The organism is Nostoc sp. CmiVER01, from assembly GCF_034531135.2.
Classification (GTDB): Bacteria; Cyanobacteriota; Cyanobacteriia; order Cyanobacteriales; family Nostocaceae; genus Nostoc.
Genome location: NZ_JAVRBU020000015.1, coordinates 141350 through 167776 on the forward strand (window position 1 = coordinate 141350; position 26427 = coordinate 167776).

At 41.6% G+C, this 26427-nt stretch carries 22 protein-coding genes and 1 pseudogene; 12 read left to right on the top strand and 11 right to left on the bottom strand.

From position 1 onward, the window contains the following. Positions 1-101: 101 nt before the first annotated feature. The 5 genes from RMZ43_RS25335 (at position 102) to RMZ43_RS25355 (ending at position 4456) form a co-directional block, all read left to right on the top strand. The gene (locus RMZ43_RS25335) at positions 102-1013 is read left to right on the top strand and encodes a S1C family serine protease (protein ID WP_322652863.1); all 912 of its coding nucleotides are present in this window, start codon (positions 102-104) and stop codon (positions 1011-1013) included. A gap of 108 nt (positions 1014-1121) precedes the next feature. Continuing rightward, positions 1122-1373 (top strand): hypothetical protein, encoded by a 252-nt coding sequence (locus tag RMZ43_RS25340; protein WP_322652864.1) that lies wholly within the window; start codon positions 1122-1124, stop codon positions 1371-1373. A 73-nt stretch (positions 1374-1446) separates the two neighbouring features. Next, the gene (locus tag RMZ43_RS25345; RefSeq protein WP_322652865.1) at positions 1447-2283 is read left to right on the top strand and encodes a S1C family serine protease; all 837 of its coding nucleotides are present in this window, start codon (positions 1447-1449) and stop codon (positions 2281-2283) included. Further along, positions 2280-2912, top strand: a complete 633-nt coding sequence (locus RMZ43_RS25350; protein WP_322652866.1) for a response regulator transcription factor — start codon at positions 2280-2282, stop codon at positions 2910-2912. The genes RMZ43_RS25345 and RMZ43_RS25350 overlap by 4 nt, the downstream gene beginning before the upstream one ends. A gap of 326 nt (positions 2913-3238) precedes the next feature. After that, entirely contained in the window at positions 3239-4456 is a 1218-nt protein-coding gene (locus RMZ43_RS25355) for a glycosyltransferase family 4 protein (protein WP_322652867.1), read from the top strand. A 223-nt stretch (positions 4457-4679) separates the two neighbouring features. On the opposite strand, the gene RMZ43_RS25360 is transcribed toward RMZ43_RS25355, so the two are convergent. Further along, positions 4680-4961, bottom strand: coding sequence for a hypothetical protein (locus RMZ43_RS25360; protein ID WP_322649948.1), 282 nt, complete (start codon positions 4959-4961; stop codon positions 4680-4682). Continuing rightward, positions 4942-5187, bottom strand: a complete 246-nt coding sequence (locus RMZ43_RS25365) for a hypothetical protein (RefSeq protein ID WP_322652868.1) — start codon at positions 5185-5187, stop codon at positions 4942-4944. Before RMZ43_RS25365 ends, RMZ43_RS25360 begins: the two co-directional genes overlap by 20 nt. A 789-nt stretch (positions 5188-5976) precedes the next feature. Here RMZ43_RS25365 and RMZ43_RS25370 point away from each other — a divergent pair. From RMZ43_RS25370 to RMZ43_RS25385, 4 genes are all read left to right on the top strand, one after another. Beyond that, positions 5977-7161 (top strand): calcium-binding protein, encoded by a 1185-nt coding sequence (locus RMZ43_RS25370; RefSeq protein ID WP_322649950.1) that lies wholly within the window; start codon positions 5977-5979, stop codon positions 7159-7161. A 271-nt stretch (positions 7162-7432) separates the two neighbouring features. Further along, positions 7433-8242, top strand: a complete 810-nt coding sequence (locus tag RMZ43_RS25375) for a hypothetical protein (protein ID WP_322652869.1) — start codon at positions 7433-7435, stop codon at positions 8240-8242. A gap of 717 nt (positions 8243-8959) precedes the next feature. Next, the gene (locus RMZ43_RS25380) at positions 8960-10192 is read left to right on the top strand and encodes an MFS transporter (RefSeq protein WP_416212424.1); all 1233 of its coding nucleotides are present in this window, start codon (positions 8960-8962) and stop codon (positions 10190-10192) included. Between the two features lie 99 nt (positions 10193-10291). Further along, positions 10292-11287: a hypothetical protein gene (locus RMZ43_RS25385; protein ID WP_322652871.1), complete on the top strand. Its 996-nt coding sequence runs from the start codon at positions 10292-10294 to the stop codon at positions 11285-11287. Positions 11288-11903: 616 nt separating this feature from the next. On the opposite strand, the gene RMZ43_RS25390 is transcribed toward RMZ43_RS25385, so the two are convergent. Together RMZ43_RS25390 and RMZ43_RS25395 are read right to left on the bottom strand one after the other, a co-directional pair. After that, positions 11904-13478, bottom strand: coding sequence for a bluetail domain-containing putative surface protein (locus RMZ43_RS25390; protein ID WP_322652872.1), 1575 nt, complete (start codon positions 13476-13478; stop codon positions 11904-11906). A gap of 439 nt (positions 13479-13917) precedes the next feature. Beyond that, positions 13918-15363: a deoxyribodipyrimidine photo-lyase, 8-HDF type gene (locus RMZ43_RS25395; RefSeq protein ID WP_322652873.1), complete on the bottom strand. Its 1446-nt coding sequence runs from the start codon at positions 15361-15363 to the stop codon at positions 13918-13920. Positions 15364-15871: 508 nt separating this feature from the next. Here RMZ43_RS25395 and RMZ43_RS25400 point away from each other — a divergent pair. Then, positions 15872-16315 (top strand): TOBE domain-containing protein, encoded by a 444-nt coding sequence (locus tag RMZ43_RS25400; protein ID WP_322647637.1) that lies wholly within the window; start codon positions 15872-15874, stop codon positions 16313-16315. Positions 16316-16660: 345 nt separating this feature from the next. Here RMZ43_RS25400 and RMZ43_RS25405 read toward each other — a convergent pair whose 3' ends face one another. Then, entirely contained in the window at positions 16661-19222 is a 2562-nt protein-coding gene (locus tag RMZ43_RS25405) for a beta strand repeat-containing protein (RefSeq protein ID WP_322652874.1), read from the bottom strand. A 632-nt stretch (positions 19223-19854) separates the two neighbouring features. On the opposite strand from RMZ43_RS25405, the gene RMZ43_RS25410 reads away from it, so the two are divergent. Then, entirely contained in the window at positions 19855-20076 is a 222-nt protein-coding gene (locus RMZ43_RS25410) for a ferredoxin-thioredoxin reductase variable chain (protein WP_416212062.1), read from the top strand. A gap of 5 nt (positions 20077-20081) precedes the next feature. Here the strand turns inward: RMZ43_RS25410 and RMZ43_RS25415 are convergent, their stop codons facing one another. The 6 genes from RMZ43_RS25415 to RMZ43_RS25440 form a co-directional block, all read right to left on the bottom strand. Next, the gene (locus tag RMZ43_RS25415) at positions 20082-20303 is read right to left on the bottom strand and encodes a hypothetical protein (RefSeq protein WP_322647641.1); all 222 of its coding nucleotides are present in this window, start codon (positions 20301-20303) and stop codon (positions 20082-20084) included. A 76-nt stretch (positions 20304-20379) separates the two neighbouring features. After that, entirely contained in the window at positions 20380-21171 is a 792-nt protein-coding gene (locus RMZ43_RS25420; RefSeq protein WP_322652875.1) for a YdcF family protein, read from the bottom strand. Positions 21172-21305: 134 nt separating this feature from the next. Next, entirely contained in the window at positions 21306-21815 is a 510-nt protein-coding gene (locus RMZ43_RS25425; RefSeq protein ID WP_322647643.1) for a hypothetical protein, read from the bottom strand. A 79-nt stretch (positions 21816-21894) separates the two neighbouring features. After that, a complete protein-coding gene (locus RMZ43_RS25430; RefSeq protein ID WP_322652876.1) occupies positions 21895-23424 on the bottom strand; it encodes an AAA family ATPase in 1530 nt (509 codons plus the stop codon). A gap of 75 nt (positions 23425-23499) precedes the next feature. Continuing rightward, on the bottom strand, positions 23500-24117 hold the full coding sequence (locus tag RMZ43_RS25435) for a 50S ribosomal protein L25/general stress protein Ctc (RefSeq protein ID WP_322652877.1): 618 nt from the start codon (positions 24115-24117) through the stop codon (positions 23500-23502). Between the two features lie 76 nt (positions 24118-24193). Next, entirely contained in the window at positions 24194-25537 is a 1344-nt protein-coding gene (locus RMZ43_RS25440) for an adenylosuccinate synthase (protein ID WP_322652878.1), read from the bottom strand. 307 nt (positions 25538-25844) lie between these two features. On the opposite strand from RMZ43_RS25440, the pseudogene RMZ43_RS25445 reads away from it, so the two are divergent. Continuing rightward, positions 25845-26225, top strand: a pseudogene (locus RMZ43_RS25445) (DUF6920 family protein); the annotation flags it as partial. Positions 26226-26427 lie beyond the last annotated feature (202 nt).

Consider the following 26427-nt stretch of genomic DNA (forward strand, 5'->3'; position numbering starts at 1 on the left):
TAGCCATTTTTCTAGGATGAATTCTCCCCATTTTTCCGATGTTATTTGGGTTGGTAAAACGGCAAGATATGAACATCTAAGAACGTTTGCACAAAAATATTATGTCTTCATTACTGGCTTTATCCAACAGTTTAGCTGATACCGTAGAACAAGCTGGAAGTGCTGTGGTTGCAGTTAATGCGGGTACTCGTGTTTCTCCAAGTGGCATTCACTGGCGTAATGGCATCATTGTTACCTCTGATGAGTCGCTCCAGCGTTATGACGACATAACTATAACTTTATCAAATGGTAGTACTGCACCAGTAACGCTCATCGGTCATGACTCAAGCACTGATATTGCTGTTTTTAAGCTAGAAAATCTAGAAATTCCTGTGGCAAAAGTTGGCGATGCCAAAACGCTCAAAGTTGGTCATCTGGTGCTAGGACTGGCAAGAGGTAGCGAAGGTGACTTAAGGGCGGCGATGGGTGCGGTGAGTGTGGTTAGCGGTGCTTGGCGGAGTATGAATGGCGGGAATATTGACCAATTCATCCGCCCAGACATCACCCTTTACTCTGGTTTTGCAGGTGGGCCGCTCGTAGATGCTGCTGGTTTTGTTGTAGGCATGAATACATCGGGGCGGCGTGGTACTGCTCTGACTATTCCCACTGCTACAGTCGATCGCGTGGTTGACCAATTAGTAGCAAAAGGACGCATTTCTAAAGGATACTTGGGTGTAGGAATGCAACCTGTACGTTTACCTAAGAACCTGAAAACTGCTCTCAATTTAACTTCTGCAACTGGGGTAATTGTCGTTAATGTTGAGTCTTCTGGGCCGGCTGACAATGCAGGTGTGCTGCTTGGCGATGTTTTGGTAAGGTTCGATGGCGTAACTATAGGTGATACAGGTGATGTATTAGCGTTACTCAATAGTAGCGATCGCATCGGTAAAACTGTCAACCTGCAAGTTGTCCGGGGTGGAGTATTAGTTGATTTAGCGATCGCAGTTGGCGAACGACCTACTAAGGAAGAATAATCCAATCTGGAATGGGTTTAACTAGCTCTGTCAAGATTTATCTAAATTTTCTCTTCATTCAAGCCTCTGAACTCGGAAGTTGCACCTTTTTACTCGGACGTTGAGCCTTTGAACTCGGAAGTTGCACCTTTTTGCTCGGACGTTGAGCCTTTAAACTCGGAAGTTGCACCTTTTTGCTCGGATGTTGAGCCTTTGAACTCGGAAATTGCACCTTTTTGCTCGGATGTTGAGCCTTTGAACTCGGAAGTTGCACCTTTTTGCTCGGATGTTGAGCCTTTGAACTCGGAAGTTGCACCTTTTTGCTCGGACGTTGAGGCTCTGAACTCGGAAGTTGCACCTTTTTGCTCGAATCGTCATTAGTCATCAGTCATTTGTGTTTTTAAGGACAAAGGACATCACTAGATTCTACTTTGACATGGAAAAATTACATAACATGGCAAACACAACATTAACTAACATCGCTGCTGAATTAACAGAGGTAGCTGCTAAACTACGCGATCGCACTGTCAAAGTGAAAAGCGGCTCTCTAGGAGTCGGTTCTGGTGTAATTTGGCAAGCTGACGGACTAATTATTACTAATGCTCATGTTGCAACCAGCAACCGCGCAACTGTGGAATTGGCAGACGGAAGGGTATTTGATGCAGTGCGGACACAATTTGATCCACAGCAGGATTTAGCAGCCCTGAAAATTGTCGCCACTAATTTAACTGCTGCAACCATTGGTAATTCTGAGGCGCTACGAGTGGGTGAATTAGTTTTAGCAGTGGGTAATCCCTTTGCTGACAGTGGTGCTGTGACAACTGGAATCATTTATGCAAATAATCCACGGGCTGTTATGGCTGATTTGCAGCTATATCCTGGAAACTCTGGGGGGCCACTTGCCGATTGTCAAGGACGAGTTGTGGGAATTAATACGATGATTGTTAATGGTTTGGCTGTAGCAGTTCCCAGCAACACCGTTGAGCGTTTTTTACAGGGAAATAGCCGTCCGCAACTGGGAGTTACACTGCAACCTGTGCTTTTAAGTAGTCGTAGCTTAGGTTTATTGGTGTTGTCAATTCTACCTAACAGTGCGGCGGAAACTGCTGGTGTACAAATCGGCGATGTTTTAATTGGAGTTTCGGGGCGATTATTCACTACTATGAATGATTTAACTAAATATCTCCATGACAGTAAAGGTTCTGTACCGCTACAACTCCTACGCGGTGGGAAGCAATTCGTAATTTATGTTGACGTGCAGTCTGGGAAAACTGCTGTGGAGGCGACATGATCCGGGTGATGGTAGTTGCCACTTCCCCTGTAGTACGGGCAGGGCTATCAGCTGTGGTAACTACCAATCCTCGGCTAACGGTTGTGGGGAGTGCATCCGATTTGGATGTATTGGCGAGTGAAGTTGGGCAATTACAACCAGATGTGGTGCTGGTAGATTTGAGTGGTAATCTTCAACAATCGGTGTGGGAAAAATTGCTGGTTATTCAAGAACAGCAATATCCATTAGGAATGATCGTCATTGTTGAGGAACTCGACAGCATTGATTTAGAGACGGGGTTACGTTCTGGTATCCGGGGGATATTGCCCAGCACTAGCACAGAGTCAGAAATTGTTGCTGCTGTGGAGGCGATCGCTTTTGGTTTGGTGGTGCTACACCCGGATGCTATAGAATTACTATCTATCCGAGAAAAAGTGGCGGCGAATCCCGTACAAACCTTGACACCACGCGAGATTGAGGTTTTAGGTATGCTTGGTTCTGGGTTGGGGAATAAAGCGATCGCTAAAGGTTTGCACATTTCGGAGCATACCGTCAAATTTCATCTCTCATCCATTTTTCAAAAGCTCAGTGTCTCCAGCCGCACCGAGGCTGTTGCTGTGGGTGTGCGACTGGGTTTGATTATGCTGTGATTTGTAGTGATTATTGGTTGAATGCAATAGACCTCTTGCATACAGAGATTTTCAGTTGAGTAGACTATAAAAAAGACCTAACCCAAGTCTGAAATACTTGATTAATCAAGGTTTTACCCCACCCTAACCCTCCCCTTATAAAGGGGAGGGAACTAGATTTGATTTCTTGTTTCCCCCCTTTATAAGGGGGGACTAAGGGGGGTAATTCGACACCGTAGCCTAAAAGGAAAGAGGTCTATTCATTTGAAAACTGCTGTAAATCAAATAATGACATAAAGCCTCCAATGAGGTGATGGTATATGTATCACATTTGATGCATCACTTATATGAACATTTTAATGCTCTCTTCCACCTTTCCCTACCCACCAACGCGCGGGGGAACCCAAGTCAGGACATTTAATTTACTTAAATACCTCAGTCAACGCCATAAAATTACCCTGGTGACTCAACGCGAGAGCGATGTTACAGATGCAGAAGTAGCAGAATTACGCGATTGTGTAGATCATCTAGCCATTTTTGAACGTCCGCCAGATTATGCAACCACCGGAATATTCAAGAAAATACAGCGATTTAGTAAATTTTTGCAACAGGGAACACCACCAAGCGTACTCAACCGCTACTCAGTTGAGATGCAAACATGGATTGATAACTGGGTGGAAGCGGGAAAATGTGATGTAATTACCTGCGAACATAGCGTCAATGAAATTTATGTACGTTCGCATTTTCCCAAACAACTAAAAACTATAGTTAATATTCATAGTTCAGTTTACGCTACTTGTCGAAACCAACTCTCAACGGGCATTTCAGAAAATTCCCTCAGAGACAAAATTAATCTGCCACTTTTGCGACGTTATGAGCAAAACTACTGTGCTAAATTTTCGGCAATTGTCGCGACAACAGAAGAAGATAAAATTCAACTACAAGAATTTAACCCCAATAGTGAAATTACAGTTATTCCCAATGGTGTAGATTTAGTTTCTTTCCCCAACCGTACCACCGATCCAGGTGGACACCGTTTAATTTTCATCGGTGCAATGGATAATTTAGCAAACATTGATGCTGTCTGCTTTTTCAGCAACGAAGTTTTGCCAGAAATTCAAAAATTGTATCCTGATGCAACTTTCGATATTGTCGGTTCTCATCCGGTGTCAGAAGTTTTAGCACTTGCTCAAAAACCAGGAATTAATGTAACTGGGCGTGTACCTTCGATGGTAGAATATTTACATAAATCTACCATTTGCGTTGTACCCATGCGGACTGGGTTTGGCATTAAAAATAAAACTTTAGAGGCAATGGCAGCTGGTGTACCGATAGTAGCTAGCGATCGCGGTTTAGAAGGATTAGCCGTAGATGGTGCTAGTCATCCATTGCGGGCATTACGAGCAAATAAACCGACAGAGTACATCACCGCAATTAGTCAACTTTTTGAGCATCCACATCTGCGTTCAGAATTGTCTCACAAAGGCAGACAACTAGTAGAAACAGAATTTACTTGGGATATTGCTGGTAAAAGTTATGAACAAGTGTGTCTTAAAGGAGATTAATACTAATTCGTAATCAGCTACTTTAACGTAATTAGCACACACATAAAAATGCTTAATTTAATAGAGATCCCACCACTAGCTTCTAGATAAATTTTAATTGTGCTTTATTGTCGGTGTGGGAGAGATGTATGTAGAGACGTTGCAATACAATGTCTCTACATCGGCTATAAAAATTATCTTATCTAAATCGGATTGGTTCAAGGTTAGCTTGTAAAGAAACACATCAATTATTGTCGTATTTAGTTGAAGCACCTAACACAAGTAATTTCTTATGCTTAGGTTTCTTTTTATTTTTGAGAGTAGTCAAATAATTATCAACGTAGCGAAAAGCAGCTGCACCATCGTAATCAGCAATGGCTATAGCTTGTAAGAAAACCTTTGAAGGAATTTCAAACCCTAAAAATTTTTCTGTTAAAATTAACAAATCTTTATCTGTGGCAGGAAAAGTAGTTTCTTCTACCTCTTCTGGATCGGAAAATATATCTTCAATTAATGCTCTGTACATTTTGTACCTCCCCAAAAGCATAAGACGCAAAGCCTGTGATAAAGTTTAGTTGCTGATCGCGAGTTTGTAAGTTCAGTGGGAGTTCACTACCAGCACATCCTATCTCCCGCAAAATTTCCAAACAATAAGCACCGAGTTGAGTGGATGGAGCTTGCTCCAATTCATGAGCTACTTCTAGAGCCATCTCCAGATTGACTTGGATAACCGTCTTTACAGGGTTGGTCATAAACACGCCCTAATAAACTGGATGCTCTAAGTTTTGATCACAAGTTCAAATAGCGTAACGGTGTTTTTGCGGATTTTATGAAGAGGCGAAAATAAAATATCAGCGCATTTGCGGTAATGTATCCGAAATTATGCAAATAAGTCTGAGATGCGATCGCTGTTTGCATAGAAGACGTTGACGTACTCCTTAAGTGTCTTCCTACGCGCAGCCTGTCGTAAATAAGATAAGTGTAACACTTATCTTATGCAGTACACATGCATTGTGATGTGCATTAATGAAAGCTGTTTCAGTCCATGTCCCAGAAGACACTGAAGTTACTTGTTAACAAGCCATACAAAATAAATGTCAGTAGATTTCCTATCTTGTCCCCTGACAGCTTGCTTATTTTTGTTAGGTATAATCTCAAGACTGGTTAGTAGATTTCCTACCATATTTTTATTGATATTACTGCTAATGTGCCTAATGCATCCTCAACACCTAATTTTGTTCAAAGATTTAAATAGGAATCCTATAGCAAAAAGCTGAAACAACCTATTGACTTTGATGCACACGATAAATAGTTTGTAAAGTACATAACTCCTAATATTATTAATTCTCAATATTTCCAACACAATAATGCATTTTTGGGAAAACCGAATCCTTATGCATGTTTAGTTGAGCAAATATATAAAACAACATTAATTATGTTTGAGGTGATTTCATCAGAAATTTATAATTCAAGACCTTGTATTATGTAAGTATTACAACGATCAAGTACATTTCATTTGTAAAGCTAGAAAGGTGTATATTATGCCCATTGAGCTAATAAATACTCCTGGTATAAGTGATGCCAGTAGCAATGATATCTATGATGTTAATAACACCATAACATCTCAATTTTTGTCTGGCTCATCTTTGATTAAGGATAACACCATAGATGGTGGAGATGGCTCAGACAAATCTTCGCCTATAGTATTTAGCAGCAACAATTCCATAATCAATGGTGAAAATGGTAATAACGTTTGGTCTCAATTATCTATCATCGACAACACCCTAGATGCGTCTCAATCTTCCGGGGTATCTATCACCGCAGACCTAGAAGCCCAAACTGTCTTTTTTAATGACGTTACTGTTTCAGAAACACAAACAATCAATGTAGTCAACATTGCCAATGTCATTGGCACAAATGAAGCTGACAGCATTAAAGGCGATAGTCAAAATAATCAATTAACTGGTCTAGCTGGTGATGACCTAATTGATGGTAGAAGTGGCAATGATGTGATTGATGGTGGACTAGGCAATGACACGTTGATAGGTGGTGCAGGCGATGACACCTTCATCGGTAGTAGCGGTAACGACAGCATCAATGGCGGAGATGGCTTGGATACAGTAGACTACAGCAAACTAGGTCAAGCCATCACTCTCTCAGGTGTAGGGACAATTATCAAAACTGGTGGATTTGGAACAGATCAAGTCTTTCAAGTAGAAACAGTTATTGCTGATCCTACTGTTGCTAATAACACCATAGATGCGTCTCAATCTTTGGCTGGAGTATCTGCCACTGTTAACCTAGAAACCCAAACTATCTCTGCCAATAACGTTTCTGGTTTGGGAACATTAACATACAAGGTAATTAACTTTGACGATTTCTCCGGTACAAATGAGGCTGACAGCATTACTGGCGATAGCCAAAATAACCTATTAGTGGGTAATGCTGGCAATGACACCATTATTGGTGGCCTAGGTAATGACGTTCTTACAGGTGGTCTTGGTGCAGATAACTTTACTTTCAACAGTGCTAACGAGGGTGTTGACATCATCAAAGATTACAACTTTGTTGAGGGCGACGTAATCCAAGTTTCTAAACTAGGGTTTGGTACTACTAATAGTAGCGATTTTACTTACAACGCCTCTACTGGTAACTTGTCTTTCTTAGGAACTCAACTTGCCTTCGTTGAAAATCTTTCATCCAATGTAAATATTCAGTTGGTGTAAAATTCCTAAAAGACACAACTCCATCACAAGTTAAAACTTTTTGTAATTTGTTTCCAAAGTAAAAGTTATATTGCAAAACAAAAGGTTGGGCTGATACAAGTATAAATCGTATCAGTTCTCAGATGCTAACGCTCAAAAAGTTTTTGCAACATAAATATTGAACACGGCAGTTACTTTAGTTCCCTCGACTAGAGCGACATACTGCCTATTCCTGAGTGTTAAATTATTCCATTTTGATGATATTATTTTACAAAAATTAGGAGTAGACCTTGTGGCATTTACGATAAATAAATTCTTTAAGTTATCTGTTAAATATTTAACAGCTATTACAGTAATAATAACGGTTCTTCCATTACCAGTTAAAGCATCTACATTTTTAGTAAATGAACGCGCTCTTTTAGGAGGTAATGATCAAGTTGATTGGGGAAGTTTAGGTAAAGTCTTCAATCCCTCTGCGCCTGACTTTTCTGTTTTTTTACCTAACTCTTTTTCAGCAACATCCCAAAGCGGTTTAGGCTTAGATGTAAATATAACTCCAGCTAAGAATCCTCAGATTACTCCACCGTTTATCTTTCAAACGTTACCTCCACCTGGCATTCGGACTAACTTCGCTCAAGGAGATTTTATTCTCTTTGGAGGTATAAACCCAACAGGATTTCAACCTCTTCCTCCTGGCGCTCCTGATCCTCGGACTCAGGGGAACGGAGGCCCTTTGAGCATTAGTTTTGCCCAGCCAGTTTATGGTGCTGGTACTCAGATAGCTGTAGATATTAGTAATTTAGAAGTTGAAACTTTTATCAACGCTTTTGATAGCAGCAATAACTTGTTGGGTAGTTTCTCAGTTCTCAGTACTTCGTCGCTAGCATTAGATAACTCGGCAGTATTCTTGGGGATTCGTAGTGATACTGCAAACATCTCACGACTCGTTTTTAGCAGTTCTGCTCCACAATACGCCTTGGCTATTAATCAGGTAAGTATTGTTGCAGCTCCTGAACCAAGTTTGACCTTAGCGATATTAGCTTTTGGTATTTCAGGTGCTGTTTTGAAACTACGCCAACGTTCTTGGCCAAATAATTGCTAATTCTTTATTCCCCACTCCCTACTCCCCGGTCACTTAGATAATTTCAAGAATCAAATACGATTCCTATATTCACCTCCAGTGATAAGCAAGCGTAGAATCCAGTTTGCTTAAAGGAAAAGGGAAAAGGTAACTTGAAACATCCAGCCCTTTTCTTAGATCGCACTCTTAGGTAAAGAATGCTTATCTGAACCGTATTGTCAACTAGGGGATAAGAACTAATTTAATCGGGATATTAGATAATTTATTTTCCGGAAATCGCCTAACAGTGATTGTAGTTAACGATTACCTAGCTTGTTTCTCGCCGGAGGCGAGTATCATTATCAATGAAGAATTATTTCGATGCTTCTACAGCGTCGAAATAATTTCTCATTGAATAAGCTTAATTTTTTGGACATACTCAAACTTCAGCCAGACGCAAGGTTTACATAATTCTTACTTTTAGCCAAATTCAAGTAAATGTCATACAAAGAATTAGAACACATCATAGACGCGAAGATACAAAAAGCTATACGGAAGCACGAGATTATAGTTGCTTTTATTAGTAGTATTATTGGCTTAATTTTTCTAGTGGGTTTGTTTCATGCTATTTTGCTTAACCACACTCAAATTCAATCATATTGCTTGAGATGATTACTGGTTGCGTTGAATAGGTTTTTATGAACAAAAATTTTCTAATGTCTATAACATTAATCAAAGTTATACATATTTTTTGTCAAAATGAATTTTACTAGGGAGAATAAAAATAATAGCAGGGCTATATTAGTCTTATTTTTGACTGTATTTATAGACTTGCTCGGCTTCGGAATTATCCTGCCGATACTGCCTTTGTATGCTGAACAATTCGGGGCAAAAGCTAATGAAGCGACACTACTTGTAGCTGTTTATTCTTTAATGCAATTCTTATTTGCACCATTATGGGGTAAATTTAGCGATCGCTACGGTCGTCGTCCAATTTTATTACTCACTTTATTAGGTTCTGTAATTGCATACGCTGGGTTAGGTTTTGCCAACTCATTGGGTATTTTATTTATTGCTCGTAGTCTTGCCGGGATTATGGCAGGCAATATTGCTACTGCTCAGGCGTACATAGCAGATATTACCACGCCAGCTAATCGAGCTCGTGGCATGGGCATAATCGGAGCTGCTTTTGGTCTTGGCTTTATTCTCGGCCCAGCTATTGGAGGTATTCTGATCGGATCAGATCGAGATAACGCTAACTTCCATCTACCATCGTTGTTCGCAGCCGGATTATCTTTATTGGCATTGCTTTGTGCTTTGATATTACTTCCAGAATCTCTAAATTCTGAGACTAAAGCAAAAATCCAAACTCATCGCCACCGTCAGCAACGGCTGAACTTGCTACAACTGTCACAACGTCCACAGTTTTGCTTGCTTGCTGGCATCTACTTTTTTGTTACCTTTGCTGTTGCGTCTATGGACTCTACATTAGCTTTATGGTCTAAGCAGCAATTAAATTGGGGCCCTCAACAGACTAGTTATCTTTTTGCCTTCATGGGGATTGTCAGCACAATCATTCAAGGAGGACTGATCGGATTTCTCAAGAAATATTTCGGTGAAATAAAGTTACTTATCTTGGGGATATTAGGGTTAGGTTCAGGATTACTGTTAATTGGATTCTCACAAAGCTTAATTTTATTATTGGTTGCTACCACGCTTGTAGCATGGGGAATTAGTGTTAGCCAACCAATATTGAACAGCCTGATTTCCCAAATGACAGCCCCAGAAGAACAAGGACAAATATTAGGTATTGCTAGTTCTTGCTCTGCGTTGGCACGGATTGGTGGCCCAATCTGGGCAGGGCTGAGTTTTATGAGATTTGGGAGTTCTGCTCCTTTTTTGAGTGGATTTTTAGTAATGCTAGTAGCTTTGACTCTTAGTTTGCGAGTAACGAAAAGTGCATCTGAACCAAACACAGAACGTATTGCCTGACAATCTTGATTTCAAAGCTTAATATTTTTTTGAAACAGCCTTGTATTAAAGATTTTTAATCTCAAATCTAAAATTTAAAATTTAAAATCTAAAATTACTATGACTGGTCGTCGAGTATTATTTTTAGGCATCTTTGTAAGCATCCTCCTCACTTACGCAATTTGGGTAGGTGGGAGCATTCCTGCAAGCATCACCAAACTTCCTGACCAAGGATTAAACTGGTACTACTGGAAACTTCCCCAACCAACCTTTTGGAGTCGGGCGACGGCTTGGGGAATGTACCTTGGGCATCAGTTTAGCATCTGGGGGTGTATTTTGTGGGCGCAGCGATGGCTACGCCCGCCGCAGGCATCGCAGTTGAAATACAAATCAGCGTTGCACCCGATTAACTACCTCATGCTTGCTATTAATGGTGCATTCATCGCTTTACACTTTCTCCAGACTTATATTTGGTACGATGCTCTAGCTCAAGATACCTCAATTTGGGCTTCTCAAGGTGCGGTTGTCCTCCTACTGGTGTTCGTACTGATTTTGGAAACGCCTCGACGCGGTTTGTTTTTTGGTAATTCTGTTCCCTTTCATCAACAGTTTTTGCAAATTATCAAGCTGTACCACGGCTATTTTTTCTCCTTCGCCGCTATCTACACCTTCTGGTATCATCCAATGGAAGCGACTTTAGGGCATTTGATTGGTTTTCTCTATATGTTCTTGCTTCTGCTTCAATCGTCGTTAATATTCAACCGCACCCATGTAAACCGTTGGTGGACATTTACTTTAGAAATTTCAGTATTATTACATAGTGTTATCGTATCTTTGATTTTAGGGCAAAGCAAGTGGCCAACATTTCTTTTTGGTTTTTTTGGCATTTTAGTACTTACTCAACTCCACGGTTTACCTGTAAGTATCTTGACTAAACGTACTATCTACGGAGCCTTTTTAGTGAGTCTAATAGCCGTTTATGGACTGACTGAACGCGGCTTGGGCAGAATTTACGAAGTAACCTATATTCCTTTGATTGAGTTTGGGCTAGTTGGCGTAATTTACTTAATCTTCCTGCTCATCTTATGGACAATTTCTCGTTTAAAGGTTGTTTGAAAAGTAGTTGGCTGTGATTTTAGGCACTAAAGGACTTTTTGGCGTTAAAGCTAAAGCATCGCGGCACAATTGTTTTTATATTTTCCATTAATGAATTTAGGGGCTTGTATCATGAGTCGTTTTCGGTCAAAGTAGCTTTGTCGTACCACTTCGTGGAAGCAAGCTAGCAAAAGCGTCTCGTAGAGAAGTGCGGGCTACGCCAACGCATTTGTTATTTCGGGGTACTCATTTGTTATTTCGGCGTACTCATTTGTTATTTCGGCGTACTCATTTGTTATTTTGGCGTACTCATTTGTTATTTCGGGGTACTCATTTGTTATTTCGGCATACTCATTTGTTATTTCAGGGTACTCATTTGTTATTTCGGGGTACTCATTTGTTATTTCAGGGTACTCATTTGTTATTTCGGGGTACTCATTTGTTATTTCGGCGTGTCCATAACGCACCCTACGAAACTACTAAACCGCGTCCACCTTGAAAACTACAGAAAAAACCCTTATCCCCCAGCCCCTTATCCTAAATTTGGGAGAAGGGGAGCCGGAAAAAAGTCCCTCTCCCAAGTAGGGAGATATGATTAGGACTCACGCACACTCTAGTTTTGGTCAGCAGTATGAAGTTAGACAACTGCTAAACTATTCAAGCTGCCTTTGTAGCCACTAATCTCAATCACAGCATCCGTGAGGGCAGAGAATCCATTAACGTTATCGTTGAGTGCCAGAAAAGTCTGCCCCTTATTGCCTGTACCAAGGGTAAAAGTTGCCGCACCTTTAGCTACAAAAGCAGTTGCAGTCAATATCTGTTGTATATCTGAAAGATTTAGACTTGCAACTTTGCCAAGTTGAACTAAATTAGCAGCGCTAACTGCATATAGTCCATCAATTTTATCTTGAAAAATGTTCAAGTCAGTTATTTTATCAAAGCTAGACAGTAGCGAATCACTTAGACTACTGAACACAAATTTATCAGCGCTACAACCGCCTGTGAGGGTATCACGCCCAGCGCCACCATTGAGGATGTCATTACCACTACCACCAACTAGTTTGTCATTTCCGGCTAATCCAAAGAGTTTATCGTTGCCATTTTTGGCGGAAATTTGATCGTTACCAGCCCCACCACTGAGTTCATCTGCACCGCTACCACCTTTTAAAGTAATCTTTGGCACATTTCCGTCTGTGGTGGTTTTGCTGATTAATTGACCATTGGTATCATACAGATAAGTGGCAACTGCATCAGTAATGCCATCACTGTTGTTGTCAATATCTGCGGAAATTAGTTTGCCATTGCGATCGTAGTTGAAAGTGGTAATCTCATCAGGGATACCATCATTATTTTTGTCAGCTACCTGTGCAGTCTGTTTGCCGCTAGCGTCGTAACTATAAGCGGTGACTTCATCAAAGATGCCATCATCATTATTGTCAATTTTTTGTGATTTCAGGTTGCCGTTAAAATCGTAGCTGTAGATGCCAACTGCATCAATTACACCATCATTGTTGAAGTCATAGCTAGCGGATGCGCGTCCATAAGTATAGGAAGTATAGGTTTGGACAGGATCAAATCTGTCGTCGCCGTTGTTTTCAACTCTAAAGGATGTCAGGTTGCTCTTGGCATCATAAGTAGAGGTTTCGACATAATCAACTTTGCCGTCACCGTTGAAGTCACGGCTAAAGGATGTCCGGTTGCCCTTGGCATCATAAGTAGAGGTTTCGACAAAATCAACTTTGCCGTCGCCGTTGTCGTCACGGCTGGTGGATGTCAGGTTGCCCTTGGCATCATAAGTAGAGGTTTGGACATAATCAACTTTGCCGTCGCCGTTGTCGTCACGGCTGGTGGATGTCCGGTTGCCCTTGGCATCATAAGTATAGGTTTCGACAGAATCAACTTTGCCGTCGCCGTTGTTGTCAGTGCTTAAGGATGTCTGGTTGCCCTTGCCATCATAAGTAGAGGTTTCGACAAAATCAACTTTGCCGTCACCGTTGAAGTCACGGCTGGTGGATGTCCGGTTGCCCTTGGCATCATAAATAAAAGTTTCGACAAAATCAACTTTGCCGTCGCCGTTGTCGTCAAGGCTAGTGGATGTCAGGTCATAGCGGTAGGTAATAACTGAGTCTATTATCCCATCACCGTTGTTGTCTGTCCTCTCAGATATCACTTTGCCATCGATATCGTAAGTGTAAGTTGTGGTTGAGGTCATAAATTGGTGTTCCTTATCTGTTTGATTCCAGTTGTTTTACTACTGCATTTATTATTTCATTTGTCAATGCGTTAGAGAGACGTCAGACTGCTACGTCGTCAATAAGTAGTCCGACAAAAATATTTACAGTCATTGCGATCGCTCACAATAATATTGTGTAATTAATTCTGTCTGACTACTTATTTAGATGCGATCGCCCTATAACAACACAGGGCTATTTCGTTCTAGACATAAATCGCCCAGAACTAAAGTTCATAGGCTTTTAGCTAAAGTCCGTTTTAACGGACTATAACCTTTTATCAGTCGTCTAAAGACGATTTTCGCTATTAGACTGGTGAATTCATTTTGAGGCGGGCTAGATGAGAATGAAATAGCCCTATAGCAAGATTCTTATTATGATACAGTATCAACCTAAATAAACATTAAAAAACTCACAATTTTACTCACCACTACTAACAGTTTTTTGCTGTTGATAACGCAGTTTAAATTGCTGTTGTTGTATTTTATGATCCACAATAGGTTCAGGATAGCCAACAGCATGACGTTCTGAAGATGGAATTTTCCCAGTAACTAAATATTCTGTATCTACAGACCGCAATTCTGATACCCATTGCCGAATATATTCCCCCTCTGGATCAAATTTTTGTGTTTGACTGGCTGGATTGAAAATTCGCACAGGTTTAGGATCCATACCGCTAGAAGCACTCCATTGCCAACCGCCATTATTAGCAGATAAATCGCCATCAATTAGGTGCTGCATAAAGTATTTTTCACCCAATTGGGGATTAATTAGCAAGTCTTTGGTAAGGAAACTAGCAACAATCATTCGACAACGGTTATGCATCCAGCCGCTCTCATTCATCTGGCGCATCGCTGCATCTACAATAGGATAGCCTGTTTTCCCCTCGCACCAAGCTTGGAAATGTTCTTCGTTAGTTTGCCAAGGAAAGTTTTTAAAGGTATCGCGAAAAGCGCCATCAGCTAATTCGGGGAAGTTATACATTGCATGTTGATAAAACTCCCGCCAAGCTAATTCTTGTTGCCATGTGCGAATATTAACTGCTGTTTCTTCACTGCGGCTGTTTTCTAGTGCTTCTATGGTGGCTTGCCAAACGGTGCGAATGCCAATTACACCAAATTTTAAAGCTGCACTCAGTTGCGATGTTCCATCTACTGCGGGAAAATTTCGTTGTTCTTGGTATTCAGTAATCGCAATAGCCGTAAATTCCTCTAGCCGTTCTTGCGCTGCCGCCTCTCCCGGTGAAATAATTAATTCTCCATCCCAAATAAATCCTAAATCTTTTGCTGAAGGTAGCGTTATGGCTCCTGCAAGTTTAGCAATTTCTTGTTCACCTTCTGTTAAACCCTCAACATTTTGGAGAGTTTCTACTGGGTTCGCTTTTGGTTTGGCAATCCAATTTTTCCAGAAAGGGGTGTAAACTGTGTAAGGTTGATTGCTACCGGTGCGTAGTTGCTCTGGGGAATTGAGGATTTGATCCCAGTTTTGGTTAAGAAACTGAATCCCTTTTTCTTTGAGAGCATTTATAACAGTGCGATCGCGTTCTTGCGAATAAGGTTCTACATCCCAATTCCAAAAAACAGCTTTGGCATTCATTGCTTCTGCTAAAGCTGGTATCGCTTGTACAGGATTGGCATGGAGTATTAACAACTGGCTACCAACTTGAGCATATCGCTCTTGGAGTTTCTGCAAACAGCCAATCATATAAGTTACTTTCACAGGAGCAACATCATCTCGTTCCAGAATATTCGGATCAAGACAAAACACGCCCACCACTTTCGGACTCTGTTGTTTTGCCGCAGCCAGTCCCGTATTGTCAGAAATGCGTAAATCGCGCCGATGCCAAAACAGAATTAAGTCAGACATTCTATACTACATATAGTTCACCCGTACTAGCTTAAATGCTAGTGGTACCAATGAACATCATTCTGGCGATAAATTTCTTTTGTCAATGGCTATTAAGTATTGTCCATTCTGCGGTTTGTCAATCATGATAGTGGTTTATTATCCTCATCCTGCGGCTGAACCCTTCTAACTGTTGGATAACTTAGTAGAATACACCTGTGCTTAAGACAAGGCTAGCTCTACGCCAAATTCCACAGCAAATCAATTCCATTTCCAACATATTTTGAATCATCCTGGTGTTCTTTAATCTTTAAGTTGGTATAAAATAGCAAGATAGCTTAATATTAAGTAACAAATTGTTTTATCCCTACAAAAATAAATATTTATGTAGTTAAATGTATGAGTTTAGTCAATAAATTTTCTATAAAAATAGAAAATATCCGTCAATAAAAAAATATTTTTATTAAAACAACACATCGAATTGATACTTGGTAGAATCATATCAAGAATAACCAAAACTGATAACATTATGCCAAGAAAAGAACAAGGATGGGTCACGTTTCAAACCTCAGAGGACGAGCGAAAAATTCTGGAAGAGTTCTGCGAACAGTCTCAACGCAGCAAGACTGAGATTCTGCGCGAACTCGTGCGTAGCCTGAATCAGAACTCATCAGCACCAATATCGCCCTCAATTCAGCAGGAAAAACAGGAAGATATTTATACTCAAAAGCCTGATATAGAAAGTAGTATTCAAAAGAAATCACTAAAAGTTAGCTCTCGCAATATTCTTAAAGGTGTCGTTAAACGAGTTGTCTATGGAGCAGTTAATAGTGAGGTGACTCTAGAGATTATTCATAAAGTAGAGTTAACCTCGATTATCACTAGAGCTTCCGCAGAAGAGTTGGAACTATCTGAGGGAAAGGAAGCTTATGCAGTCATTAAATCTAACGATATTGTCATTGCTAGAGAATAGAAAGACGTTGACTTTAAGCGTTGGATATTAAAAAGATGAATTATCACCACTAATACCATTTCAGCTTAAAGTTGATACATTTAGGCAAGCAGAGGAGGCAGTGAGAGCAAGAAGAACGGTTTGTATCAAAAATTTGGTGAAATGGTATAGAATCTATCCCACTATTCTAAAAATCCCTAATTCTTATTGTCAAATATACCTGAAAACCTTGATTTTTCGTTTTTAGTTCTCAACCAGCTTAAGCTTTGTAGCACAAATATTATTAGTGGGATAGGTTTATAACATCTTTGATCTTGAAAAGCTGCAAGATAAATTGAGTATATAGTTGATATGATGCTTATAATACTACGCTTGCACGACAAAATCTGATGCACTCAGAGTTGGCGCACCAGTGAGAGTTGCAAATAGACCACCGCTACCAAAACCTGCTGCACAGCCATTTTGGTTGTAGAACAACTGTCCACTCACAGCGTCGTAGATAATTTTCGCCGTGCTGGTCGCTGCTGAAGAAGTGATTTTAAAATCGCTGGCATTACTAAAACCTGTTCCCGCAGTTGAAATAATAGCATTAAAAGTAGTTTTATCCAGGATAATTTTGTCGCCTTGAGAACTGTTGAAATCACCGATTGCATCTACACCAACAGCAGTCATGGCAAAAGCAGCATCGGTGTTGTAAAGGAATTTGTCAGAACCTACACCACCCACAAGAGTATCATTGCCCTCTCCACCGATGAGAATATCATCACCTGACCCGCCCCGCAACAGGTCATTGCCACTCAAGCCATTAATGATGTCATTACCCCCTTGACCATTAATCACATCATTGGAGTAGTCAAAACCTGTGATGTTATTGTTTAAATCATTGAGGAAGGTAACAGTATTTGTGTTGAAAATGTTAGCTTGAGTAGAGTTGGCATCGAATACATCAAAGCTATCGGCAATGTTGATTTGCCCATCAAACAGGATATTGCCAATCGCAGGGCTTGCTTGAGAAGCAAACAGATTATCGAGGTTTTCTAACTTAAAGTTTTGTAGAGTGACTTTGGTAGAAGCCACATTTTCAAAGGTAACTTCTAAGTTATTACCATTTTGAGTTAATTGCAGATTTTGGGCAGTCAAACCACTACCTGTAAATTGCAAGATGTCAACATTTGCAATGACTTGTGCTGAAGAATTTGTACCTTTACCAACGCCACCAAAATCGGTAATGGTATCATTGCGATCGCCAGAGCGAATAAAAAATTTATCTTGACCGCCGTTGCCTGTTAGGGTATCGTCACCAGTTAACCCATCGATGATATTGTTGCTTGGTGAACCAAATAAGTTATCTGCACCAGGAGTTCCAGTCAGGTTGACAGAGGTGTTGGTACTAGGAATATTCGTTCCCCCAAACACTACATAGCTTTGCCCACTCTGATAACCATTGGGGGAGGCACCTGATGCCCCAATAATCAGGTCGTCAATGCCATCGTTGTTGATGTCCCCTGCATTGCTGACTGAGGAGCCTGAGTAGTCACCTACTGCAATGCCGTTAATGATAAAGCCATTACTGCCATTCAAATCAGAGAGGTTGAGGGTGCCGCCACTGTCCAGATTCGTCCCCCCAAACACTACATAGCTTTGCCCTGCATCAGAATTGCCATTGGAGTCGGCAACAGGTGTCCCAATAATCAGGTCGTCAATGCCATCATTATTGATGTCTCCCGCATTGCTGACTGACCAGCCTGAGTAGTCATCTGCTGCAATGCCGTTAATAAAAAAGCCATTACTGCCATTTAAATCAGAGAGGTTGAGGGTACCGCCACTGCCCAGATTCCTCCCCCCAAATACTACATAGCTTTGCCCTGCATTCTTTTTGCCATTGGGAGAGGCACTTCGTACCCCAATAATCAGGTCGTCAATGCCATCATTATTGATGTCCCCCGCATTCCTGAGTGACCAGTCTGAGTCGTCATTTACTGCAATGCCGTTAATTATAAAGCCATTAGTGCCATTCAAGTCAGAGAGGTTGAGGCTGCCGCCACTGCCCAGATTCGTCCCCCCAAACACTACATAGCTTTGCCCAGCTTCATATTTGCCGTTGGGGGAGGCACCTCGTGCCCCAATAATCAGGTCGTCAATGCCATCGTTGTTGATGTCCCCCGCATTGCTGACTGAGGAGCCTGAGTAGTCATCTCTTGCAATGCCGTTAATTAAAAAGCCATTAGTGCCATTCAAATCAGAGAGGTTGAGGCTGCCGCCACTGCCCAGATTCGTTCCCCCAAACACTACATAGCTTTGCCCAGCTTCATATTTGCCGTTGGGGGAAGCATATTGTGCCGCAATAATCAGGTCGTCAATTCCATCGTTGTTAATGTCCCCCGCATTGCTGACTGAGGTGCCTAAGCCGTAAAATGCTGCGATGCCGTTAATGAAAAAGCCATTAGTGCCATTCAAATCAGAGAGGTTGAGGGTGCCGCCACTGTCCACATTCCTTCGCCCAAACACTACATAGCTTTGCCCAGCATCAGAGTTGCTGCCATTGGCGGAGGCACCTGATGCCCCAATAATCAGGTCGTCAATGCCATCGTTGTTGATGTCCCCCGCATTGCTAACTGAGGTGCCTAAGCCGTCATTTGTAGCAATGCCGTTAATGAAAAAGCCATTAGTGCCATTCAAATCAGAGAGGTTGAGGGTGCCGCCACTGCCCAGATTCGTCCCCCCAAACACTACATAGCTTTGCCCAGCACGAGAGTTGCCGTTGGGGGAGGCGTCTGGTGCCGCAATAATCAGGTCGTCAATGCCATCGTTGTTGATGTCCCCCGCATTGCTGACTGAGGTACCTGATTCGTTAAGTGTTGCAATGCCGTTAATTATAAAGCCATTGTTACCATTCAGGTCACTGAGATTGAAGAATGAATTAGCCATGATTTTCTCCTATGTTTATTTGTTATTAGTCAGGGAGTAGGCTTGAAGTTCCGTGTTCCAAGTAGGGGGGCGCACAGATTTACATTGCTGCCAATGAAGAGATAAGGAACAAGTGGAGGGGGGGCTAAATGTAATTCTGGTAATGTCCCTAATTTATCAGGTTTTGGGGAGAGCGAAGCCTGTGGGGAAACTCTAGAAGACTTGTGTACAGCACCGTAACCGCTTCGGAGAGAGGGATAGAAGTGAGATGAGAGTGGATTCGATAAGAACGGCGCGTCTACTATGCACGAAAATCGGTAAGAGAGTTGACCTGGGGAACATCCTAGAGTGAAGATAAAAAGGTTAGATATCTTGTCACAGTAGTAAGCGCATCTGATATCGGCTTATTTCCTTGTATTTCCCTACTTTTGGGGTAAACACAGAGAGTAAGGGCGATAGGTATTAACGCGGCAAAAAACTAAAAAAAGTATGCACGGATTGCTAAAACGTGCCTGGACGCAGAGGGTTAAATGCGCCGTTGCACCCCGATGAAGCGTCAAGAAATAGCTGATTAAATCAAATTCTAAGCGATTTAATCATATATTTTGTAGCAGATACTTGTGGAAAAGAAAATGCTAGGTGTAAATGTTGTTATGAAAGTTGGCGATCGCGTCCGCGTTAAAGAATCGGTAGTAGTGTATCATCATCCTGAACATCGCAATCAGCCTTTTGACATCAAAGGCACTGAAGGCGATGTAGTAGGTATTGCCACCCAATGGCGAGACAGACCCGTAAGCGCTAATTTGCCGATTTTAGTCCAGTTTAGTAAAAAGTTTAAAGCCCATTTACGCGAAAATGAGTTAGAAATCATCTAAATCACTTATCGGCGGCGAAACCACTGAAAAATGTTCAGTTCGCCGCGCATTCTTTTAAGCTCTTGGCGGTTTTGTTCTGCTGTAGTATGATACCATTCACAATAACGCTGAAACTCTGACCGTGAACGAACTTCGTGGTAGAACTGATGAGTTGTTTGGTAAGTGGCAAACGCTTCCTCAACTTGGGGTTGAGGCGATGGCATAATATAAGGTAAATTTTTAGACATCTTAATAAAGTTAGGAGTTAGGAGTTAGGAGTTTAGATAATTACTACATTTCATAATTAACAACTCATAACTTTTATTAAATCCAACCGCGTAAACGATAAACTAAAGAACCAATGTACTCTTTTAAAGCGTTGGTAAATTGGTGCAAGTTTTCGGTATCAGGTAATAAATTCAGTATAGCGGCTTTAGGAGTGTTGCCGAGTTCTTGCAGTTCACCCTGACTAACAAGAAAGTCAGTCGGTGTAGGAATAACATTAATTCCTTGGTGTTGGAAAATCTTAAGCGATCGCGGCATGTGCATTGCAGAAGTAACTAATAATACCTGACGAATGCCACGAGACTCCAAAATTTTGCGGACATTTACAGCATTTTGATAAGTATTTAGAGATTTAGGTTCTTGGATAATTGCCTCAGATGGAATACCAATAGATGTGAGTAATGTTGCCATATCTGCCGATTCCGGTGAACCGCTTCCACGCCAATCTATACGCCCGCCGCTAAGAATGATTATAGGCGCTCTTTTTTGGCGATACAGTTGTGCGGCGTAGATGACGCGATCGCCTGCTTCACTCAAATCGACGGTAGGTCTTGGGAAAAAAGCTGATTTGGTTGCGCCACCCAAAACCACAATCGCTTCTGCAACTGGTATTTGGGCAAGTGGAAGATTTTGCCATTCTAGCGATCGCACTAATGCTTTAGCAATCCAAGCGTTGCTACAAAATAGCAATAAAGTCAAAGCAAAAGCAATTGCGATCGCGGCAGTACGAGGTCGTTTCCACAACGTGATCAATGCTACTACCAGACTTACGCAGGCTAATCCTAGTGGATAAAAAAATAGCGGCAGTAATTTAGAGAGATATAAAAACATAGTGGGGAATGGGGAATGGGGAGTGGGAAGTAGGGAAGAAGCAAGGGATAAGAGTAGTTTTCCCCCCTGCCCTCCGCACCCTGCGCCTCTGCTTCTTATGCCCCATGCCCAATTCCCAATTTCCAATTCCTAGATTACTTCTTTTCCCAAAACCTGAGATTGATACTACTACCAGGGGTGCGACGGTAACGGTGGGTAGTTCTTCTTGTTTGCCGTTTGTTGATCCTGTCGTTCGTTGGTTCAATTTGGCCCTCTTCTAATTCTTCAACTTGCAGCTGAGTTCTAGTTTCTTCTTTACTCCCCCACCAAGCAGTAATCCAGCCTCCAGCTAAAGCGCCTATTCCACCTAGCAAGATACTCATAGGTGCTGGATAGCCCAAATATACAAAGCCAAGCATGAAAAATAACCAGTATTTCAGTCCTGTATCGACACCATCAGAGGAGGCTACATTTGGTGCTTGGGGGCTATTATCAGTTACATTTGTGATCCAGCTAAGGATGAAACCGCCCATGATACCCAAGAAGATGCTCAGGGCTGGTGAGGAGCCGGTCATTATTAATATAAATATTAAAAATGCCCCAAATAATAACTGAGAAAAGAAGCTGGGAGAAATACTGAAAAGGTCGTTCTTTTTGTCTGCCATAAATTAAAAAAAGACTATTAACTAATTACTAATTCATAATTCCTAAATTTCCATTCAATTACGAATTACAAATTACGAATTATTTTAATTGTGCCTGCTGTGGTTGAGTTGTATCCAAAATCTTTACGTAAGGTTGTTCTTCTTCAGTAAAAGGTTCAGCTTGTTTAATTTGCGAGTCTAATAAATCGGCGGTGGCATCAGCGATATCACCAGTTCGGTTGTTCAGGCGCTCTTTTATAACTTCAAGAGGTGCTGTACATTGGATAATTTGAAGGGAAAGTTGATGCTTTGTAGCTTGAGCGATCGCTTCTTGCCGCAACTGCTGGCGATCGTACTTGGCATCCAAAATCACCGGAAAACCTTGTTTAGCTAAAATAATTCCCAATTCCAACAGCCGTGTGTAAGTTTTTTCGGTCATCTCAGGGGTATACAAATCATCGCCACCTTTTTCCCACAGAGGAATTCCCCCTAAATGTTTCCGCACCGCATCAGAACGCAGGTGAATTGCTCCTATTTGACGGGCTAAATGCCTTGCGGTGGTACTTTTACCAGAACCCGACAACCCCGACATCAAAATTAGTTCTCCCAGCTTTGGTTTAGTGTATTCCCAAGCTTGTTTGTAATACTCAGCAGCAGTTTTTGTCGCTTCTTCCTTTACCGTTGCGGGTACACTCGGATCGTCTAGCAAAAATGAAGTTACCTTGGCTCGAACATAAGCCTGACGGCTTAAATACAAAGGTAGCACCTGTAAGCCTTCCCAATCTCCAGTTTGCTCTATGTATGAATTCAAAAAAGCATTACCCAAGTCTTTGCGCTGCCGCGCTTCTAAATCCATCACCGTGAATGCCACATCGTACATCACATCAACAAAACGAAACGGCTCATTAAATTCAATGCAATCGAATAGCAAGATTTTATCGTGCCACAGGGCTATATTTCTCAGGTGTAAATCCCCGTGACATTCACGAATATAGTTGTTGTGAATTCTACTAGCAAATAATTCTGGACGTTCTACAAAAAAATTATCTGTATATTGCTTTGTTTCTGTAAATTGCGCCTGAGTCTGGGGGCCACCAATATACTTTTCAGTTTGCTGATAATTCTCGTCAAAGGCAGCTCTAACTTTTAGGACTTCACCAAAACTGCGAATATAATCATTTGTCTGTGCTTCGGCATGATATTGAGCCACCACCCGTCCCAACTCCTCTAGGTGTATCTCATTCAATTTATCCTGTTCAAAAAGTGTACTTAATAGCGACTCTTGGGGAAACTGACGCATTTTTAGTACATATTCTACAGGCTCGTCAGTTCCTCCTAAATGGTATTGTTCGCCTACCAAAGTTATAGGTAATACTTCCAAATACAGTTCAGCAGCTCCCCTTTGATTCAACCGTAACTCTTCCTGAGAAAAATGTTGCCGCTTCTCTAAAGTAGAAAAGTCTAAAAAACCAAAATTCATCGGTTTTTTTAGTTTATAGGCGTAATCTCCAGTCAGCAGCACATAAGAAATGTGGGTTTGAATTAGTTGAATAGGTTCTGTTACTGCATGGGGATAAAATCCAGGTTGCAACATTTGCTCAATAAAAGTTGGAAGAGTTACTTCTGTCATCTCTTTGCTATATAGGTTCAAATACAAAAAAACCAGGAGTTTCCTCCTGGCTATCATCAAAAATTATTACACACTTTACGTAGCTTCAGAGGCTGTTTCAGTCTCTAACTCTGCCTCATCCTCAGCAGCAGCACTGATTTGCGGCTGCGAAACGCTAACTACGACTCGCTCCGGATCACCGATAACTGTAAGACCTTGAGGCAAGACTAGCTCATGAACACGTAAGCTATCTCCGATTTTCAGGTTAGAGACATCAATTTCAATTATTTCAGGGATGTTTTCTGGCGCACAGCTCACTTGCAACTCAGTGATAACAGTGTCTAAAAAACCTCCTTCTTGTTTAACACCAATAGCATTTCCCACAAAACGCAGTGGTACTTCTACAGTAGTGTCACCGTGGCCCGCAACTGCGAAAAAGCTGAGGTGGTAAGGCGTACCTTTTGCTGGATGGATCTGAAGTTCTCGCAGCAAGGTTTTGCCACGCCAAGGCGCATCAGCAATATTCAACTCAATCAAGGTGTTGTTGACGGAAGCTCTTTTGAGCAAACGCTCAACAGTTTTGGCTTCAATGGTCAAAGAAATGGATTCTGTACCCTTATGACCATACAAATTGGCAGGTATAAGTCCAGCACGACGCAAAGCTCTTGGCTTGCTGCCTTCTGGACGTTTTTGAGATTCGACTGTAATAGCCATAGAAGTTGTCCTTTGTCATTAGTCATTTGTCATTTGTCATTAGTCATTTGTCATTAGCAAAGGACTAATGGCCAATTTACGCACTGAGCAGGGTAGCTGGTGTGCCATCGGTCTGCAATAAGGCGCGTTTGGGCCCGTGGATGGGGTCTTCTACGATTATGGTTTGATCGCGGCTTGCTCCTAGTGAAACGATCGCGATCGGGACTTCCATTAATTCAGCGAGGAATTTTAGATAGTCTAGTGCTTGCTGTGGCAAGTCTTCCAGGGTGCGGCAGTCGGTTGTTGGCACTTTCCATCCTGGTAAGGTTTTGTAGATCGGGCGACATCTAGCAAATTGACGAGAACTTGTGGGGAAGTGTTCGCTGCGTTGACCATCTATGTCATAAGCGACACAAACTTTGATTTCCTCTAATTCATCGAGGACATCCAATTTGGTGAGCGCCATACAATCCATGCCGTTAATCCGCACAGCATAGCGACCAATGACGGCATCAAACCAGCCACAACGCCGTTTGCGTCCGGTAGTTGTGCCAAATTCAGCACCGCGATCGCACAATAATTCTCCCAAGTGTCCATCCAATTCTGTAGGAAATGGCCCTTCTCCCACGCGTGTCGTATAGGCTTTCGACACTCCAATTACCCGGTCAATCATTGTCGGCCCTACCCCTGTCCCAACGCAAGCCCCCCCGGCTACAGGATTAGAGGAGGTCACATAAGGATAAGTCCCATGATCTAAGTCAAGGAGCGTACCTTGTGCGCCTTCAAACAAAATATTCCGCCGTCGCCCAATCGCATCGGATATTTTTAACGATGTATCAATAACGTAAGGACGCAAGCGTTCTGCATATCCCAAATACTCTTCAATCACCTCTTGTGCATCTAGAGGCGGCAAGTTGTAAAGCTTTTCTAAAATGACGTTTTTATAATTAATCGTCCACTCCAACTGCTCACGTAGCTCATCCGGGTTCATCAAGTCTAAAACCCGAATGCCTGTACGTTCAGATTTGTCAGCATAAGTCGGCCCAATGCCCCGACCTGTTGTGCCGATCTTATGGCTTCCCCGTCGTTCTTCTGATGCCTGGTCAATCAATCGATGATAAGGCATTGTTACGTGGGCTGTCTCAGATATCAGCAGGTGGTCAGTGGAAATATTTAGTTCTTTTAATTGGTCGAGTTCTGCAATCAAAATCTGTGGATCGATGACTGTTCCACAACCGATAATGCAATCGGTATTTGGATATAAAATACCAGAGGGAATCAAGTGTAGCTTAAAGGTTTGACCTTTAACTACAATCGTGTGTCCAGCATTGACACCCCCTTGGTAACGAACCACAACATCTGCGGAACGGCTGAGTAAGTCAGTTATTTTACCTTTTCCTTCATCGCCCCATTGGGCACCTATGACAATGACGTTAGCCAAGAGCTTAAATTAAGAAGTAAAGTTTCCACAAACTATAATTATTAACATATTGCTTGAATCATGTCAAGCTTATTCTAGAACTACTTAGTATATGAGGCGCGGAAATAAACATATCATTTCAAATGGCGTAAGAAGCTCGGAATACAATAAATACCTTTGACTTCCGCTTTGCAGTAGTGGCTGTTTTCAATTTAGGGACTTCCAGAGAATAAGTTAGCCAATTTATTCAAATGATATTTTTCTTTTCCCTCTGCTCCCCTGCCTACACAGCGATTGATTATTTTTTTATTGGAAGTCCCTTACTCGTTCAAGCATTGGGCGACTGGGAGGAGAATTTTTTTGGCTACCATCGGCTCTATTGCTTCAGCCGAATATCACATGGAAAGCTATCGACGATAACACGATTCAAGCCAGCTTTCAGATTGATGGTGAATCCGTCAACTTGACTTTAGTAATTGATGCTAACGGCAAGGTTTTACAGGTTTGGTTGCCACGTTGGGGCGATGTCTACAACGGGCTACGCCTACGCACAGAAGATAAAACTTGGACTTATATTCCCTTTGGTGGTATATTCCAAGCTGAACGCACCTTTGAAGGTTTGACCATTCCCTCTCGCATAAGTGCAGGCTGGTGGTTTGGAACCGAGCGTTATATTGAGTCTTTTGTTTCTGAGATAGAAGTCCTTTGATGAAAAGCTTGATTCAAAAGATTTTTAGCAGCATAAATATTTATTGAAAATATTGAAAAAGATGTCATTTGACTTCCGCCCTGCGTTACTAGCTTATCTGGAAAAGATATATTACCTGATTTTATTTTGAATTTACGGTTAATGTGAGGTTAATTACAATTCTAAATATAGAGACATTGCATTACAACGTTTCTACAAATAT